Source organism: Pseudomonas sp. 05N433 (genome assembly GCF_056396925.1).
The window spans coordinates 80,183-98,542 of sequence record NZ_JBFTML010000003.1; the positions used below are offsets into that span (position 1 = coordinate 80,183).

The 18,360-nt window shown below is 59.7% G+C and carries 14 protein-coding genes; 11 read left to right on the forward strand and 3 right to left on the reverse strand.

Features of this window, described 5'->3' with window-relative positions; translation table 11 throughout:
* Window positions 1-274 precede the first annotated feature (274 nt).
* Both AC1DIS_RS02010 and AC1DIS_RS02015 read left to right on the forward strand, forming a co-directional pair.
* Window positions 275-1,342: a WD40/YVTN/BNR-like repeat-containing protein gene (locus AC1DIS_RS02010; RefSeq protein WP_477742990.1), complete on the forward strand. Its 1,068-nt coding sequence runs from the start codon at window positions 275-277 to the stop codon at window positions 1,340-1,342.
* Window positions 1,343-1,370: 28 nt separating this feature from the next.
* Window positions 1,371-3,755, forward strand: coding sequence for an efflux RND transporter permease subunit (locus AC1DIS_RS02015; RefSeq protein WP_086946152.1), 2,385 nt, complete (start codon window positions 1,371-1,373; stop codon window positions 3,753-3,755).
* A gap of 111 nt (window positions 3,756-3,866) precedes the next feature.
* On the opposite strand, the gene AC1DIS_RS02020 is transcribed toward AC1DIS_RS02015, so the two are convergent.
* The 3 genes from AC1DIS_RS02020 to AC1DIS_RS02030 form a co-directional block, all read right to left on the reverse strand.
* Window positions 3,867-8,582: a dermonecrotic toxin domain-containing protein gene (locus AC1DIS_RS02020; RefSeq protein WP_477780734.1), complete on the reverse strand. Its 4,716-nt coding sequence runs from the start codon at window positions 8,580-8,582 to the stop codon at window positions 3,867-3,869.
* Between the two features lie 144 nt (window positions 8,583-8,726).
* Entirely contained in the window at window positions 8,727-9,446 is a 720-nt protein-coding gene (locus AC1DIS_RS02025) for a FadR/GntR family transcriptional regulator (protein WP_018926179.1), read from the reverse strand.
* A gap of 122 nt (window positions 9,447-9,568) precedes the next feature.
* Complete coding sequence (locus AC1DIS_RS02030; protein WP_018926177.1) at window positions 9,569-11,305, reverse strand: IlvD/Edd family dehydratase; 1,737 nt, start codon at window positions 11,303-11,305, stop codon at window positions 9,569-9,571.
* A 193-nt stretch (window positions 11,306-11,498) separates the two neighbouring features.
* On the opposite strand from AC1DIS_RS02030, the gene AC1DIS_RS02035 reads away from it, so the two are divergent.
* The 9 genes from AC1DIS_RS02035 to AC1DIS_RS02075 all read left to right on the forward strand — a co-directional run bounded on the left by AC1DIS_RS02035 (window position 11,499) and on the right by AC1DIS_RS02075 (window position 18,341).
* Window positions 11,499-12,821, forward strand: coding sequence for an MFS transporter (locus tag AC1DIS_RS02035; RefSeq protein WP_018926176.1), 1,323 nt, complete (start codon window positions 11,499-11,501; stop codon window positions 12,819-12,821).
* 43 nt (window positions 12,822-12,864) lie between these two features.
* Entirely contained in the window at window positions 12,865-13,857 is a 993-nt protein-coding gene (araD1, locus tag AC1DIS_RS02040) for an AraD1 family protein (RefSeq protein ID WP_018926175.1), read from the forward strand.
* Window positions 13,858-13,867: 10 nt separating this feature from the next.
* Window positions 13,868-15,448 (forward strand): aldehyde dehydrogenase (NADP(+)), encoded by a 1,581-nt coding sequence (locus tag AC1DIS_RS02045; protein WP_477742992.1) that lies wholly within the window; start codon window positions 13,868-13,870, stop codon window positions 15,446-15,448.
* Between the two features lie 186 nt (window positions 15,449-15,634).
* A complete protein-coding gene (locus AC1DIS_RS02050) occupies window positions 15,635-15,931 on the forward strand; it encodes a DUF5629 family protein (RefSeq protein WP_018926173.1) in 297 nt (98 codons plus the stop codon).
* Window positions 15,924-17,093 carry a lactonase family protein gene (locus AC1DIS_RS02055; RefSeq protein ID WP_086946148.1) on the forward strand — a complete coding sequence of 390 codons (1,170 nt, stop codon included), beginning with the start codon at window positions 15,924-15,926 and terminating at the stop codon, window positions 17,091-17,093. Before AC1DIS_RS02050 ends, AC1DIS_RS02055 begins: the two co-directional genes overlap by 8 nt.
* A 155-nt stretch (window positions 17,094-17,248) precedes the next feature.
* Complete coding sequence (locus tag AC1DIS_RS02060) at window positions 17,249-17,428, forward strand: hypothetical protein (protein WP_018926171.1); 180 nt, start codon at window positions 17,249-17,251, stop codon at window positions 17,426-17,428.
* A 205-nt stretch (window positions 17,429-17,633) separates the two neighbouring features.
* A complete protein-coding gene (locus AC1DIS_RS02065) occupies window positions 17,634-17,759 on the forward strand; it encodes a hypothetical protein (protein WP_007901166.1) in 126 nt (41 codons plus the stop codon).
* 115 nt (window positions 17,760-17,874) lie between these two features.
* Complete coding sequence (locus AC1DIS_RS02070) at window positions 17,875-18,087, forward strand: hypothetical protein (RefSeq protein WP_018926170.1); 213 nt, start codon at window positions 17,875-17,877, stop codon at window positions 18,085-18,087.
* Window positions 18,084-18,341 carry a hypothetical protein gene (locus tag AC1DIS_RS02075; RefSeq protein WP_018926169.1) on the forward strand — a complete coding sequence of 86 codons (258 nt, stop codon included), beginning with the start codon at window positions 18,084-18,086 and terminating at the stop codon, window positions 18,339-18,341. The genes AC1DIS_RS02070 and AC1DIS_RS02075 overlap by 4 nt, the downstream gene beginning before the upstream one ends.
* Window positions 18,342-18,360: the final 19 nt, after the last annotated feature.

Below are 18,360 nucleotides of genomic sequence, written 5' to 3' on the forward strand. Positions count from 1 at the left end.
CGTTACCGCAGAAACGGATATGTACCCCAGACCCCGATCACCTCTGCGAATGTCCCTCCATTCAGTCTCTGCGCATATCCCCCCGGTTAACAAAACATAACGTGGCGTCGATTGTCAGACCTTTCCAAACCCCGATAGGATAAGCCCAGCTTCCGAAGGGGCTCTGGATTGCGGGTTTCAGGACTATGCTCTGGAATAGGGCAGTCCCGGTGAGCACCCCCTTACGGCGCCCTGAAAGGTTGAATGACCTAACAATAATAATGGGGGAAGGTCTATGAGTGAGCCTGTCATGGGTGTGAGTATTTGCCGCCCGCCGGCGTTACGCAGGTTCGCGTTGCTGGCTACAGCGCTCTCGCTGTTGGGTTGTGCCGTGTTGTCGGCTCCTGTGCTGGCCGCTGCCGCGCCGACCACCGACGTGGTTTATTCCATTGAATCCGCCAAGGCCAGCAAAGGCCTGATGCTCGATGTCGTGCATGCCGGCAAACGCCTGGTGGCGGTCGGCGATCGCGGGCACATTCTTTATTCCGATGACCAGGGCGCAACCTGGACCCAAGCCAAGGTGCCGACCCGGCAACTGCTGACAGCGGTATTTTTTGTCGATGACAAGCACGGTTGGGCCGTCGGCCATGACGCGCAGATCCTCGCCAGTGAAGACGGCGGTGTCACCTGGACCAAGCAATTCGAAGACCTGCGCCGCGAATCGCCGCTGCTCGACGTCTGGTTCAAGGACGTCAACAGCGGCTATGCCGTGGGCGCCTACGGTGCCTTGCTGGAAACCACCGACGGTGGCAAAAACTGGGAAGACGTCAGCGATCGCCTGGCCAACGAAGACCAGTACCACCTCAACGCCATAGCTGCAGTCAAGGATTCCGGCATTTTCATCGTCGGCGAGCAGGGCAGCATGTTCCGTTCCGCCGATGAAGGGCAGACCTGGGAAAAGCTTGAAGGCCCCTACGAGGGCTCGCTGTTCGGCGTCATCGGCACCGCGCAACCGGCCACGCTGCTGGTCTACGGCTTGAGGGGCAATCTCTACCGCTCCACGGATTTCGGCACCACCTGGGAGCAGGTCGAACTCAAGGCTGCACGGGGTGCGCTGGAATTCGGCCTGTCCGGCGCCACATTGCTCGACGACGGTTCCATCGTGATCGTCGGCAATGGTGGCAGTGTCATTCGCAGCAGCGACGACGGCGAAACCTTCAGCGTGTTCAACCGTCCCGATCGCATTTCCGTCTCGTCGGTCACGGCGGCGGGTAACGGTAATCTGATTCTGGCAGGCCAGGGCGGCGTGCGCGTCACCTCGCCAACGGGCGCAGAGAATGGCACAAACGGGTCGTCCAAATGAGCCGGGCAAATAATAAGAAGGCGGGTCTATGACATCCTTAAGCACTCCTCATCAGGACAAGGCGACGTTTCTTGAGCGCCTGATCTTCAACAACCGCCCGGCGGTGATCGTCATCTGCCTGCTGGTCAGTATTTTCCTGTTCTGGCAGGCGACGCTGATCCGGCCGTCCACCAGTTTCGAAAAAATGATCCCGCTCGAGCATCCGTTCATTGAAAAGATGATGGAGCACCGCAACGATCTGGCGAACCTGGGCAACACCGTACGGATTTCCGTTGAAGCCACCGATGGCGACATCTTCTCCAAGGAGTACATGGAGACTCTGCGCCAGATCAACGACGAGGTGTTCTACATCTCCGGCGTCGACCGTTCCGGCCTCAAGTCGCTGTGGAGCCCGAGCGTGCGCTGGACCGAGGTGACGGAGGAGGGCTTCGCCGGTGGTGAGGTGATTCCCCAGAGCTATAACGGCTCCCAGCAGAGCCTCGACCTGCTGCGCAACAACGTGCTCAAGTCCGGGCAAGTCGGGCGGCTGGTGGCCAACGACTTCAAGTCGAGCATCGTCGACATCCCGCTGCTGGAGTCCTACCCGGACCCGCAAGACCAGGGCAAGTTGCTGGTACTGGACTACCGCAAGTTCTCGCATGAACTTGAAGACAAGATCCGCAACAAGTTCGAAACCCAGAACCCTAACGTGAAGATCCACATTGTCGGGTTCGCCAAGAAAGTCGGCGACCTGATCGATGGGCTGGTCATGGTGGTGATGTTCTTCGGCGTCGCCTTCGTCATCACCCTGATCCTGCTGTACTGGTTCACCAACTGCATGCGCAGCACCGTGGCAGTACTGAGTACGACGCTGGTGGCGGTGGTCTGGCAGCTCGGCTTGATGCACTTTTTCGGCTTCGGGCTGGATCCGTACTCGATGCTGGTGCCGTTCCTGATCTTCGCCATCGGGATTTCCCACGGCGTGCAGAAAATCAACGGTATCGCCTTGCAGTCCAGCGAGGCGGACAACGCACTGACTGCGGCGCGGCGAACATTCCGTCAGTTGTTCCTGCCGGGGATGATCGCGATCCTCGCGGATGCGGTGGGCTTTATCACGCTGTTGATCATCGACATCGGCGTGATTCGTGAACTGGCCATCGGCGCGTCCATCGGCGTGGCGGTGATCGTATTCACCAACCTGATCCTGCTGCCGGTAGCTATTTCCTACGTGGGTATCAGCAAACGCGCCGTCGACCGCAGCAAGAAAGACGCGCACCGCGAGCATCCCTTCTGGCGCCTGCTGGCGAACTTTGCCAGCCCGAAAGTCGCACCGGTCTCCATTCTCCTGGCGCTGATCGCCTTTGGCGGTGGCCTTTGGTACAGCCAGAACCTGAAAATCGGCGACCTCGACCAGGGCGCGCCGGAACTGCGTCCGGACTCGCGTTACAACAAGGACAACAGCTTCATCATCAACAACTACTCCACCAGTTCCGACGTGCTGGTGGTAATGGTCAAGACCAAGCCTGAAGGGTGCTCGCGCTATGAAGCCATGGCACCGATCGACGAGCTGATGTGGAAGATGCAGAACACCGAGGGCGTGCAGTCGGCGATCTCGCTGGTGACCGTGTCCAAGCAAATGATCAAGGGCATGAACGAGGGCAACCTGAAATGGGAAACCCTGTCGCGCAATCCGGACGTGCTGAACAACTCCATCGCCCGTGCCGATGGTCTGTACAACAACAATTGCTCTTTGGCGCCGGTGCTGGTGTTCCTCAACGATCACAAGGCCGAAACCCTGGATCGCGCGGTTCATGCGGTGCAGGACTTCGCCAAGGACAACAACAAGGAAGGCCTGGAATTCCTCCTCGCGGCCGGTAACGCCGGGATCGAGGCCGCCACCAACGAAGTGATCAAGCGTTCCGAACTGACGATTCTGGTGCTGGTGTATATCTGCGTCGCGACCATGTGCATGATCACCTTCCGTTCCTGGGCGGCGACCTTGTGCATCGTGCTGCCGCTGGTGCTGACCTCGGTGCTCGGCAACGCACTGATGGCGTTCATGGGCATCGGTGTGAAAGTGGCGACCTTGCCAGTGGTGGCACTCGGGGTGGGGATCGGCGTGGATTACGGGATCTACATCTACAGTCGCCTGGAAAGCTTCCTGCGTGCCGGTCTGTCGCTGCAAGAGGCGTACTACCAGACGCTGAAATCCACCGGTAAAGCTGTGTTGTTCACCGGTCTGTGCCTGGCAATCGGCGTGTGCACCTGGATCTTCTCGGCGATCAAGTTCCAGGCCGACATGGGCCTGATGCTGACCTTCATGCTGCTCTGGAACATGTTTGGCGCGTTGTGGCTGTTGCCGGCGCTGGCACGGTTCCTGATCAAGCCAGAGAAACTGGCGGGGCAGAAGGGCAACTCGCTGTTTGCTCACTAGGCGTCAGCCTGACCCAAAAAGCCGCAACTCAGGTTGCGGCTTTTTTTATGGGGGTGTCTAGTCCTGAATAAGGTTTACACCTGTTTCAGGACTAGACAGGGACCGAATCACTCAGCGTGGTTGTAGCGTCAGGAATGCACTGTTGGCCAGTTCCTTGCTGATGATCCCGCGGTGGATATCGATTTTCTGTTTCGGATCTGTAGCCTTGGCCATCGCCGATTCGTAGGTTTCGAAGCGTTGTTCCCTGGTTTTCAGATGGGCCTGGGTATATTGCGTCTTGGCATCATCGAAGCGCTCATAGTGGAAATGCGCGTACCCCCAGGGTTGATCGTCTTTGTTCAACAGGACGTACTCCTGCATGAAGTCTTTACGTCCGGTTTTCAGTTGTACGCGATTACCGATCATGCGTGGGTAAACCTCCTTGCACCGTAACAGAAACTCCACACCCTCACTGCTGGGGGGCTGGGCCAGTGTCATGCGGATGCGCAGTTCCGATGCCTTACTGTCGAGGGCTCGCGCGTGATCGCGTAAATCGCGGATTAACGAGGCATCTTGTTCCCGGTTTGGCGAGGGGGCCTCATGGTGTTCCAGACCCTCGGCATACCCGGTCAGCTTTTGTGCTTCGCGTTGCAATTGTTCTTCAATTTCCTTGGGTGAGCTTGCGCGTTGCGCGTAACCCTCGATTTTCCTTACCTGCTTGTCGACATTGGCGATGGCCTTGCGGGCATCCCCTTTGAGCTGTGCGTAGGAGTGCGCGGAGGCCTTGGGTGCGGGCTGCCTGACCTCGATCATTTCTACCCAGACATTCGGTTCATGTTCATGGAACGAAGCCAGTGGTGCATCTTCGAGTGGACCGTTGATATCAACAATGTCTCCGCCCTGGTTAGCCACGCGGGGGCGAATATCGCCGATCAGAGTGCCCTTGGCGGTTTTGATGACCCGCTTGCGACTGGCCCATGAAGAGGGGCGCTGGATCGGGGGCTTGCTGGCTCCGGGTGAAGACGGACCGGGCTCGGAGACCGAAGGTTGCGGGAGATTTTGAAGGTCATCGGCCAGACGTCGCTCGGCATCGAGGCGCAGTTCACCGATGATCTCTCGCAGGCGATTGAAGGCCGCCGGCTGTAATTCTTCGGCATTGAAGATGCCGATACTTTCAAGCCCATCCAGTGCTTTGCGGTAGTGATCGACCAGGTTGTCCAGAACGGCGATCCGATCGCTATTGTTATAAGTGCGAGAAGTTTGCAGTTCGGAATGGGAGCGAGACAGCAACATCAGGGGATCGAGTGCGCGTTCGAGTGGGGCCATGGTGGCGCTACCCAGTTCCTTCAGGCTGAGAATACGCAAGATGCTCAGTTGGTAGGATTTGACTCGCAAAGCGGTCAATTCATTCTCGGAGCGATTGTCGGTCAACCGTTTCCAGTCCTCCAAGCCCAAGCGAGACAGGTGTTTAAGCTCCGCAAGTCGGCTCTCTGTTTCTTCGTAGAACCTGATCATGGTTTCGTTGACTTCGGAGGTCCTGCGCATGAATTCGAAGTATCGATCCAGTACGACGTTGCCCTTGTCCTTGATTGCTTCGCGCAAGTGTTCGATACCGCGGGTCAAGTCCGCGTAAGTTCGATTGGTGGCTTCCCGTTCCCGGTCAGCGATGACCACACGTTTGCGCGTGTTGTTGATGAGATTCTCCAGCAGGTTGCGCTGCAGGTTTGGATCGGGATCAGTTTTGCTCAGAGCGCTTTTTTCGCGGATTTCGGCAAGCGCCGTGACATAGGTTTCGCTCTGTTTGTCCAGCTCGTCTGCGAACCGTTGGCGAAAAGTGGTGCGATCCTGCTCGCTGCTGGCGGGGTCGTTTGTTTTCAGCTCCATCAGCTTTTCCGCGATATCAACGCGTTTTTGCACCTGCGTCTGTTGCTGCAAAAATTCCTGGTGGTTCAGTTCCAGCAGGCTGATGCGTTGTTGTTTGCTCTCGCGCAGGGCATCCCGCCTGGCGTTACGTCYTCCGCCGAGCAGTTTCAGCCCTTGATCCAGCGTCCACCGGCCGTATCCATCGGTTTTGAGCTTGATTCCCGGATGGTCGGGATGCTCGGGATGCACCAGGTAGGCCTCACCGAAACCGGGCACGACACTCACGCGAAACAGCAGGCCGGCGACCGTGACGTGCCATTTGTTGTCGATCCGGTACAGCCCCTTGAACGGACCGGTTGCAACAGGCTCTGGCAGAGACGCGGGCCATGCAACCTTGACCGCCTGCAGCTTGTTGAACAGCCGCGCCGAGGTCGAGTCCCGAGCGGTCGACAGGTTGAAATCCAGCAACGTATTGCCACTGCCCGGCGGTTCGGAGGGCAGTCCGGGTGTTTCTTGAGTGATGGTTGTCTCGGGATGCAGCAAGTCCAGTGGCAACAGACGGCGCAGCGGATCGAGGGTCACCGGAGCGTCTTCGCCCATGCGCTCTGGCGCGAGTGCAGGCCGTTCACCTTGAGTTCGTGCGACATGCAAAAGGAGCAGGCCGATGTTCAAGAGCACATCGATCCAGGCCAGATTCCGGGTAGTTGGGTCATCACTGTCCAGTGCGGGCAGGTCGTTGATCAGGCTATGGGTGATTTGCAGCATCCAGCCCACCAGCATTGCCGGGCCGCGCAACAGTGGCAGTACCAGGTTGTTAAAGACCAGCCAGCCACCCTCAAGGATGATCGCCCAACGGCTTTCGGCATTGGACACCGATTGCCTGTCAGCCAGATCGGCCAGCGCCCGGGCGTTGCTGGCGAACAGGCTGGCCGGCAATCGACCTTCCTCCACTGCACTGAGCCACCGGGCCGCAGCTTCGTCGCCTGCCAGAATCGCCGGTTTCGGCTTGTCGGGCGGTGAGAACTCGTCGCCGATGTGAAAGTGGTTGATATGCGGTTCGTTGAAACCGTTGTTGTCGTAAACCGGACGTGCGCGGTCCGGGAGCCAGGTCAGCACGCTGGTTTGCAGCGCGCCCTGTTGCGCGATCGCTTTGAGCAAGTCGCTGCGAGCGGCGTATTGCTGCAGTGACGGGGTGTACAACGGGCGATAGAGGATATGCGGGCCAGAGGCCTGCAAGTCTTTGGGCTCGATGATGAACATGTTGGCGGCCACATCACAGTCGGCGCCGTCCTTGCGTTGGAACGCCAGGGGCCGGATGACCACGGCCTGTTCGTTGACGACCCGTTCGGCGGCGGTGCGATTCATCAACGCATCGACATAGCGATACCCCAGATGGGTGAACCCGTGCTCACCCTTGATCGAATGTTCGAGGGCCAGCAGGGGGAGATGAACCGACAGTTCCAGCGCGAACAATCGTTCCCGCTCCCGTGCGTCGTCGGTCTCGCCGAGCAGCAAGGTTTCGATCAGTTCGGGATAGTGCTGGCCGACATTGACCCGGCTCACCAGGTCCAGCAGATAGGCGTCGGTAGTCCACTGCTGAATCAGTTGGTCTCCGGTGTGACGGACAGTCATGCGGCCCTTGGGTTTTGCGGCGAGATTGTTGATCGCCAGCTCGGTCAGGGTGATTTTGACGGTTTCGATGTAGCCGCTGCCGAGGTCACCGACGGGTACATGAAAAGTCAGTTCCAGCTCGTCGGAGTTGTAACCGGGCGCCAGCGGATAATCTTCCTGCATCTGCTTGTGCAAGGCTTTTCGGGCAAACGTACGAAGGTCGTCGATGCCATCGTTGAAGGTGCGCCCCTGGGTCTGTTGCTTGACGCTGGCCATGGCCAGGACGTGCTTGCGATAGGCCATGCGGTCAGTGGGTGTCGCCGCTTGCAACCACCAGGGAATCGACGCCTGTATCGGTTGAAAAGCGGCCTCGTCCGGTTGGCTGTCGATGAACAGCGTGGCGACTTCGGTGATCGCGTCAACGTGTTTCACCAACTCGCCCAGGCCCTGGCTGGCAGGCAGTTTGAGCTCAGCCAGATTTTCCAGCTGCCGGTTCAGGAGCAGGGCAGCCTGAATGTCAAAGATGTTGCCGTCCGGCTCAAACCGCTTCCAGGTGATGGCATCGGCTTTGTATGCCCGCTGAAACCGTGCGCCCCAAGCCAGGCCGAAAGCTTCCAGGGAAGCGAAGGGCTCGATTTTGCCGGTCACGCTGCACAACAAATGGGTTTCACCACAAGTCACCAGGAGCTCGGAGGCCTGCAGCGTAATGGAGACGTCACCGTTGGTCAGGGTGGTTTGTAGGGTGCAGGCTTGTATGGGGCCTTTTGACCAGGATTGCTGGAGACGCTGCAGGTTGTCCGGGTGGCTGGCCAGCTCCGCGAGAATCCCGGCCTGCACCGGGTTGCTTTTCGACAGGCGGGTCGCGGATGTCTGCAGGACGCCGGCCAGCAAGTTTCCCAGCCATTGCCAGCGGCTGACGCCGGCCTCGTCCTTTTGGTTCCAGTAAAGGGTCAGCGATTCCTGGAGCCCGATGTGCAGCAAGTCGGGCAGCTCAAGGATGACCCCCGCAATCACCTGGAGATCAGGCAGGCGTGATGTGGTTTTGCCGACAGTCAGTTGCGCGGGCGCACGGTTGGTCAGAAAGCAGGCACGACCGAACCGCTCGCTGAAATCGACAGGTGTGCCGCTGGCCAGATAATCCAGTACCAAGTCCAGCAGTAACGTGAGGCGCCAGGCCCCGTTGGGAATCGGCTGCGCGATTTTGGTTCGCTCAGGGTCGAAGTCCAGTTGCGGGTACTTTTCCAGTACGCCGTCCTTGAGCAGGCGAGCGGTTTCCGAGCGCAGGGTGGGGCGGGAGCTGAAGCGGGCGCTGACGGCGTGCGCGATGATATCGGTCATGTCCGCCGTGGCAGGGGGGGATGCAGGTATCGGCATGATGCAATCCTTTGCATGGGTTGAGTCACGCAAAGTAAGGCGAGGCCGGAATGGATGTGCGGTAACGGGATACCGCAGATCCGACAATTCGATGATCTAAGGGATGACTACGTGGTGGCAATGAGCCCAGGGGAATTGTGGTGGTTATGCGGGATCGGTGCCGAGCACCACATTCAGCGCGTTACGCGCATCGTCCAGTTGCACCAACGTCGCATGCCGCGCACCCAGCGCATCGCGATTCTCGATAGCCGTGAGAATCGCCTTATGCCGAGGCAACGCCAGTTCATGCAGGTTCGGCCGTTGGTTGGAGTGCTTCAAGGCTTCGGCAATCGCCACCGACAACATGTTGCACAGGTTCGCCAGCAGGTCGTTGTGGGTCGCGTCGGCGATGCGGCTGTGGAAATCCAGGTCCGGCTGCAACAAGGCTTCAGGCGTCGGTGCTGACTCCATGCGTTGGTAGGCTTCACCGATGGAGGCGATGTCTGCGTCGGTGGCGAACTGCGCGGCCAGGGCTGCAGCGGCCGGTTCGATGATGCTGCGCACGCTGGTCAGCAGGCTGAAGAACTCATTCTGCGGGCTGCTTTGCATCAGCCAGTGCAGCACGTCCGGGTCGAGCATGTGCCACTCCCGGCGCGGCTTGACCACGGTGCCGACCCGCGGTCGGGAATACACGAGGCCCTTGGCAACCAGCACTCGGGTCGCTTCGCGCAGGACTGGCCGGCTGACCGCGTATTCCTCACACAACAGGGCTTCGGCGGGCAGTTTGTCGTCCGGTTTGAAGCGTCCCGAGACAATCTGCATGCCCAATTCCTGGACGATGCGCGAGTGCATGCTTTTGCGGTCGGAGGGTTTGCGGTAATCCATGGGGAACGGCGCGGTCCTGTGCGATGGGGTGCTGCGCATGATAGCAGGCGTGGCGGGCACAATCATTGTGGCGAGGGAGCTCCCTCGCCACAGGTTCTACTGTGGTTACAGAATCCAGAGGGTCAGTGAGAGTGACGCGGCACCTCGGCTCCACGACAACCGACGAGGAAGTCGAAGTCGCAGCCCTGATCCGCCTGCAGCACATGGTCGATGTACAGCTGGCGATAGCCGCCCACCAGCAACTGTTGTGGCGGTTGCAGATCGGCCATGCGCGCGGCCAGTTCGGCATCCGGAATGTCCAGATGCAAACGTCCACTGGCGCAATCGAGCTCGATCCAGTCGCCTTCCTTCACTGCCGCCAAAGGCCCGCCGGCGGCGGCTTCCGGTGCCACATGCAAGACCACGGTTCCGTACGCCGTGCCGCTCATGCGTGCGTCGGAAATCCGTACCATATCCGTCACACCCTGGGCCAGCAGCTTGGCCGGCAAGCCCATGTTGCCGACTTCGGCCATGCCCGGATAACCCTTCGGCCCGCAGTTTTTCATCACCAGAATCGAGTTGGCGTCCACGTCCAGTTCCGGATCGTTGATCCGCGCCTTGTACATGTCGAAATTCTCGAACACCACCGCGCGCCCGCGATGTTGCATCAGCTCGGCACTCGCCGCAGAGGGCTTGAGCACCGCACCCAGTGGCGCCAGGTTGCCGCGCAACACGCAGATGCCGCCGTCGGCGCGGATCGGGTTGTCGAGGGTGCGGATCACTTCGTCCTGACCATAGATCGGCGCGTCCTTGGTGTTCTCGCCGAGGGTTTTGCCGTTGACGGTGAGGGCGTTCGGGTTCGGAATCAGGTTGGCTTCGCCCAGGCGACGCAGCACCGCAGGCAAGCCACCGGCGTAGTAGAACTCTTCCATCAGGAAGCGCCCGGACGGTTGCAGGTCGACAATGGTCGGCATGCCGCGACCGATGCGGGTCCAGTCATCCAGGTCCAGTTCGACACCGATGCGTCCGGCGATGGCTTTCAGGTGGATCACCGCGTTGGTCGAACCGCCGATGGCAGCGTTCACCCGGATGGCGTTTTCGAAGGCTTCCTTGGTGAGGATTTTCGACAGCTTCAAATCCTCGCGAACCATCTCCACCGCACGCATACCCGACATGTGCGCCAACACATAACGGCGCGCATCGACTGCCGGAATCGCCGCGTTGTGGGGCAGGGACGTGCCCAGCGCTTCGGCCATGCAAGCCATGGTCGAGGCGGTGCCCATGGTGTTGCAGGTCCCGGCGGAACGGGACATGCCACCCTCGGCCGCGAGGAAATCATCAAGGGTGATCGTGCCAGCCTTGACCTGTTCGCTGAGCTGCCACACCACCGTGCCTGAACCAATGTCCTGGCCCTTGTGCTTGCCGTTGAGCATCGGCCCACCGGTGACGACGATCGCCGGCACGTCGCAACTGGCCGCGCCCATCAGCAGCGCCGGAGTGGTTTTGTCGCAACCGGTGAGCAGTACCACGCCATCGATCGGGTTGCCGCGAATGGCTTCCTCGACGTCCATGCTCGCCAGGTTACGGGTGAGCATGGCGGTGGGGCGCAGGTTCGATTCGCCGTTGGAGAACACCGGGAATTCCACAGGAAAGCCACCGGCTTCGATCACCCCGCGTTTGACGTGCTCCGCGATCTGGCGGAAATGCGCGTTGCACGGAGTCAGTTCCGACCAGGTGTTGCAAATGCCGATGATCGGCTTGCCGTGGAACTGATGGTCGGCGATGCCCTGATTCTTCATCCAGCTGCGGTACATGAAGCCGTTCTTGTCGGCAGTGCCAAACCATTGGGCGGAGCGCAGGGTGGGTTTCTTATCAGTCATGATCGGTTCTCTTATTGTATGACTATATTGTTCGAGTTGTGGCGTAACATAAGCGCAATTTCGGCTGTTTGGAAGTGTTGTTGGTTAAATAGTAATACTATATAGTCGTTTTCAACGGAGGGATGGCCCTGATGGTTTTCCGCGAGAGGCGTCCCCCGAGGTTCTATAACAACAACAATCGGAGACCGAACTCATGAGCCAGGAATTGCGGCTTATCCGTCGCATCACGTTGAAACTGATTCCCTTCCTGATCCTGCTGTACCTGATCGCCTATGTGGATCGCTCCGCCGTGGGGTTCGCCAAGCTGCACATGGGCGCCGACGTCGGCATCGGTGATGCGGCTTACGGATTTGGTGCCGGGCTTTTCTTCATTGGCTACTTTCTGCTGGAGATCCCCAGCAACCTGATGCTCGACCGCTTCGGCGCTCGACGCTGGTTCGCGCGGATCATGGTCACCTGGGGCGCTATCACCATCGGCATGGCGTTCGTCCAGGGCCCGAACAGCTTCTATGTGATGCGTTTTCTGCTCGGCGCGGCCGAAGCCGGGTTCTTTCCAGGCGTGCTGTACTACATCACCCAATGGTTCCCGATTCGCCATCGCGGCAAGATCCTCGGGCTGTTCATCCTTTCCCAACCCATCGCCATGATGATCACCGGCCCGGTGTCCGGCGGTTTGCTCGGTATGGACGGCACGCTTGGCCTGCACGGCTGGCAGTGGCTGTTCATCGTTATCGGTACGCCAGCGATCCTGCTGACCTGGCCGGTGCTGCGCTACTTGCCGGACGGCCCGGACCAAGTGAAATGGCTGGATCAATCCGAGAAAGACTGGCTGACCGGGGAACTGAAAAAAGACCTCGCCGAGTATGGCCAGACCTGCCACGGCAATCCGTTGCATGCACTGAAGGACAAACGGGTGTTGCTGCTGGCGCTGTTCTATCTGCCGGTGACCTTGAGCATCTATGGCCTCGGTTTGTGGCTGCCGACGCTGATCAAGCAGTTCGGTGGCACGGACCTGGTGACCGGGTTCGTGTCATCGGTGCCGTACATCTTCGGAATCATCGGTTTGCTGATCATTCCGCGCAGTTCCGACCGCCTGAATGATCGCTACGGTCATCTGGCGGTGCTGTATGTGTTGGGTGCCATCGGCCTGTTCCTCAGCGCCTGGCTGTCGGTACCGGTGCTGCAACTGGCGGCGCTGTGCCTGGTGGCGTTCGCGCTGTTTTCCTGCACGGCGGTGTTCTGGACCTTGCCGGGGCGCTTCTTCGCCGGCGCCAGTGCGGCGGCAGGAATCGCGTTGATCAATTCGGTGGGCAACCTCGGCGGCTACATCGGCCCGTTCGTGATTGGTGCGCTGAAGGAGTACACCGGCAACCTGGCGTCGGGGCTGTATTTCCTGTCCTGCGTGATGGTGTTCGGCCTGGTCCTGACCGGCGTGGTGTATCGCCTGCTGGAACGCAAGCATGTGCTGCCGGCCGACCAGTTCGCGGCAAGTGCCCGCGGTGCTACCCGTACCTGACGCGAGATTGGCCAACAAGTTTTGCATTAACAGGAGAAGGTTCATGCGTTTAGTTCAGTTCGAATTGAGTAATGGCGAACGCCGCGTCGGCGTGGTCGAAGACGGTCTGGTGCGTGAAGTGCAGGATGCGCACACGGTGCGGGATCTGGCGCTGGCGGCGATCGAGGCGGGCACCACTCTTGAGCGACAGGTTCAAACCCTGGGGCTGGGCATCAGCCACAACTATGCCGAATTGCTGGCCAAGCTGCGCATCCTGCCGCCGCTGGATCACCCGGACCCGGCGCATATGCTGGTCAGCGGCACCGGCCTGACCCATTTGGGCAGCGCCTCGGCTCGGGACAAAATGCATCAGCAGGCCGGCGATGAAGCGGCGATGACCGACACCATGCGCATCTTCAAGTGGGGTGTGGAGGGCGGTAAACCTGCAGCCGGCCAGGCCGGCGTGCAACCGGAATGGTTCTACAAGGGCGATGGCAGCATCGTCGTGCGACCGGGCAAGCCTTTCCCGCTACCACCCTTTGCTGAAGATGCCGGGGAAGAGCCCGAACTCAGCGGCCTCTATGTCATCGGCCACGACGGCAAACCGTATCGCCTCGGTTTTGCGGTGGGTAACGAGTTCTCCGATCACGTGATGGAACGCAAGAATTACCTTTACCTGGCCCATTCGAAACTGCGCAGTTGCAGCTATGGCCCGGAGCTTCGGGTCGGCGAATTGCCGCAACACCTGGCGGGCACCAGTCGCATCCTGCGCGACGGCGAAGTGCTCTGGCAGAACGAGTTCCTCAGTGGCGAAGCCAACATGTGCCACAGCCTGGAAAACCTCGAGTATCACCATTTCAAGTACAGCCAGTTCCTGCGCCCCGGCGATGTGCACATCCACTTCTTCGGCACCGCGACCCTGTCCTTCGCCGATGGCATCCGTACCCGGCCGGGTGATGTGTTCGAGATCAGCCAGGCTGAGTTCGGCGCACCCTTGATCAACGGCATCGCTCCGGTTGAAGCAGCGTTCGAACCCGGCACCGTCGGCACACTTTAAGGAGACACCCATGACCCGGATTCTTGGTCACAACTACATCGGCGGCCAGCGTAGTGCTGTCGGCACCGTCAAACTGCAGAGCGTCGATGCCAGCACTGGCGAGGCCTTGCCCCACGATTTCTACCAGGCCACCGTTGCAGAGGTCGACGCCGCCGCGAAGGCTGCTGCCGCCGCTTACCCGGCCTATCGCAGCCTGAGCGCCGAGCGCCGTGCGCAATTTCTGGACACGATTGCCGATGAACTGGACGCCCTTGGCGATGAGTTCGTGGCCGTGGTCTGCCGCGAAACCGCGTTGCCGGCGGCGCGGATTCAAGGTGAGCGTGGGCGCACCAGCGGCCAGATGCGTCTGTTCGCCAAGGTGCTGCGGCGTGGTGATTTCTATGGCGCGCGGATCGATCTGGCGCTGCCGGAACGCCAGCCACTGCCGCGTCCGGACCTGCGTCAGTACCGCATTGGCCTGGGGCCGGTGGCGGTGTTTGGCGCGAGTAACTTTCCGTTGGCGTTTTCCACGGCTGGCGGTGACACCGCTTCGGCCTTGGCCGCCGGCTGCCCGGTGGTGTTCAAGGCCCACAGCGGCCACATGGCAACCGCTGAATGGGTGGCCGACGCGGTGATTCGCGCCGCTGAAAAAACCGCCATGCCGGCCGGTGTGTTCAACATGATCTACGGTGGTGGAGTAGGGGAAGCGCTGGTCAAGCACCCGGCGATTCAGGCGGTCGGTTTTACCGGTTCACTGAAAGGCGGTCGGGCGCTGTGCGACATGGCCGCGGCACGGCCGCAGCCGATTCCGGTGTTCGCCGAGATGTCGAGCATCAACCCGGTGATCGTGTTACCGCAGGCGCTGGATACTCGTGCTGAAAGCATCGCCCGTGACCTCACGGCTTCAGTGGTGCAGGGCTGCGGGCAGTTCTGTACCAATCCGGGGCTGGTGATCGGCATTCGTTCGCCGCAGTTCAGTGCGTTCGTGCAGCAGGTGGCCGGGCTGATCGGCGATCAGCCGGCGCAAACCATGCTCAACGCCGGCACCTTGAGCAGCTATGGCAAAGGCCTGCACAAGCTTCTTTCGCATCCGAAAATCGAGCACTTGGCCGGTAATCCGCAACAAGGCAATCAGGCGCAGCCGCAATTGTTCAAGGCGGATGTGAGTCTGTTGCTCGATGGCGATGAAGTGCTGCAAGAGGAAGTGTTCGGCCCGACCACGGTGTTTGTTGAAGTGGCGGATCAGGCGCAACTCAGTGCTGCGCTGAACGGCCTGCACGGGCAACTGACGGCAACGATTATCGGTGAGCCGGCGGACTTCGAACGCTTCGGTGAGCTGACGCCCTTGTTGGAGCAGAAGGTCGGGCGGATCTTGCTCAACGGTTATCCGACGGGTGTGGAAGTCTGCGATTCGATGGTCCATGGCGGACCGTATCCAGCGACTTCCGATGCGCGCGGCACTTCGGTGGGCACCCTGGCCATCGACCGTTTCCTGCGCCCGGTGTGCTTCCAGAACTACCCCGACAGCCTGCTGCCGGACGCGTTGAAGAATGGCAATCCGTTGCGCATCCAACGTTTGGTCGATGGCAAACCATCACGAGAAGCGCTCTAACGGCTGTGGCGAGGGGGCTTGTCGGAACGCCGCACCGCCCCGTTGGGCTGCAAAGCAGCCCCAAAATCGCTGATGTACCAAAGATTTTGTGAGTGCTACGCACTCAAACGGGGGCAAGCCCCCTCGCCACAGTCCGTTCCCGCATTGAGCTATCATTGCGTCTTTCCCATTCAAAGATTGACTGCCATGACTGCCGTAAACGACACCTTGCTCAACGCCCTCGAACATTGCGACATGCTGGAGATCGACGGGCTGCACGCTTTCGACTTCTCTCTCGATGAAGACGATAACCTGCACATCGAATGCATGGACGGTCGGGCGCTCAAGCGCTGGGAGTTCAGCATGGCGCAGATCAAGGCAGCGACTTTCGATCCCGATTTGAAGAGCTGGATCATCACCGGTGATTCCGGTGAACACCGGCTGGTGCCTATGGAAGCGTTTGGTGGTCAGGATGACGAGGACGAAACGAATGAGGATGCGTAACTTCTGGCCACTGTTGATCGCCGGCAGCGTCGGCGCGATGGGCGTGCAGGCGGCGCCGGTCGACAACTACGAATTACTGGTGGGGTCGTACACCGCCGGCCAGAGCCAGGGGATTTATCGCCTGAACTTCGACAGCCGCACCGGGCAGATCGATGCCAAGCCGCTGCAAGTGGTGAAGAGCGCCAACCCGTCCTGGCTGACCGTGTCCAAGGATCAACGTCGCTTGTTCGCGGTCAACGAAAACGGCCCGGGGCAGGCCGATCCGGTAGGGCGCGTCAGCAGTTACGCAATCGATCCGAAAACCCATGAGCTGAGCCTGATCAACCAGGTGCAAACCCTGGGCAACGAGCCGACCCATTCGAGCATCAGCGGTGATGCCAGCCATCTGTTTGTCAGCAACTACTCGGTGGCTGAAGACCCGGGCGGCACCCTGGCGGTGTTACCGGTGAGCCCCGATGGCAAGCTGAAACCCGTCGTGCAGATGAGCGGTCATCCGTCCAGCCGGATCGACCCCGTGCGGCAGATGTCGGCGCACGTGCATTCGGCGATCTCTTCGCCGGATGGTCAATACGTGTTTTCCAATGACCTGGGCGCGGACAAGATCTTTATCTATCGCTTCGACCCCAAGGCCAATCCGGAACTGCCGTTGACTGCCGCCAAACCCGCGTCCGTCCCGTTGCCCCCCGGCAGCGGGCCGCGACATTTACTGTTCAGCGCCGATGGCAAGCACGCCTGGCTGACCATGGAAATGAGCGCGCAGGTGGCGGTGTTCGATTACAAGGACGGCCAACTCGAACAAACGCAGTTGGTCGATCTGGCGGCGGGRCTGCCCACATCGGGCAAGGCCGCGGCTGCGCTTCACGCCTCGGCCGATGGCAAGTTCCTTTACGTCAGCAACCGTGGCACCGCCAATCAGTTGCTGGTGTTCGCCATCGACCCGGCAACCGGCCACCTCAAGGAGCTTCAGCGTCGCTCAGTGGACGGCGATCACCCGCGCGAGTTCAGTCTCGACCCGAGCGGCAAATTCGTGCTGATTGCCAACCAGAAGAGCAACCAGATTGTCGTCATCGAGCGTGACGCCAAGACCGGTCTGTTGGGCAAAACCGTGCAAAAACTGCCAATGGATGCCCCGAGCGATCTCAAGTTCCTGCTGCGTCAATAGGCCGCAGGCCCCGGTTGATGGGGCCTGCAACCTTCTATTAATGAGACTGATATCGGCTAATGCTACAAAGCATTTCAAGGCGCCGACCCTCGGGAGTTAAGTTTGCTTCACAGCCCAACCGGGCAAGCAAGCCAACTGAATCGAGGAATACCGCCATGAACTTCAATCTCTTCTCTGTTATCGCCGCTTCCGCTATTTCCGCCACTGTTGCTCTGCCTGCCAGCGCCAACGTTGAAATCAGCGACAAAAAATCCCACACCCAAAGCTACACCCAGAAATACCTGCAACAGAGCGCCAACTTCTACGCCGCGCTGGATCACAAAAACCAACACTGAAATGTCAGCCCTGCACCCTTTATGCAGGAGCGAAGTCACTTGCCGATCGGCCCACAGGCGTCGAAAAGCCCCGAAGTGATGTCGCTCCTGCATAACGCATTTACGACAGCATCATATTGCCATCAATGTATTGCTTGATATCACATGGCCATGTGTTTAAATTTGACGCTGATTTTTTGACTCCTTCTCTAAAAGGATCGACAGCATGGCGATGCGTCTGGCAGTGGTTCTCCTGTTTCTCTATTCCACCCCGATTCTGTCGGCTGCCCAGCCCGTTCCCAACGAGCCGGACGCGGCCCGTGAGCGCTTGATGAGTTTTATCGAGGACTGAAACACGCTGGGTTAAAGATCAATAAAACTGATAGCTACTATGCATAAAGGTCGCTAGTTATCTTCTGTTTTTTGATCGATTCTGTGGGCACTGAAACATGCCCACGGAGATCACCATGGCCAGCACCATCCTCACTTCTGCCAAACACGGCGCCTACCTGGCCATTGGTCTTTACGTGGCCATGGTGTTGGTCGTCAGCCTTTCGGCTCAATCGCAACACAGCCTTCAAGCACCGATTCAGGTCGCTTATCCCGGCATCCAGTTCGAACACCGCGCTCAACATGCGGTGGTTGATGACGTCGACTTGGCGGGGGTGGCAGGGGCATGAAAGGACGCAGACTCTGGGTCATCGCCTTTCTGGCGTTCATGACCAATGGCGCTTCGTTGTTGGGGATCGGGCAGGGCTCGGCGGGCTCGGTGGCACGGGCCATCGAATGCAACCACAACATCGCCCACAACATCCAGACCGCCAAAGCGCTGGAGTTGCTGGTGGGTAATCCGCCGAGCAAATCCAATGGCGAATTTTTCGGGCCATTCCAGGTGGATTGCTCGGCGCTGGGGATGTGTGAAGTGTTGGCTTGATTCCCTTACCTGCACACAC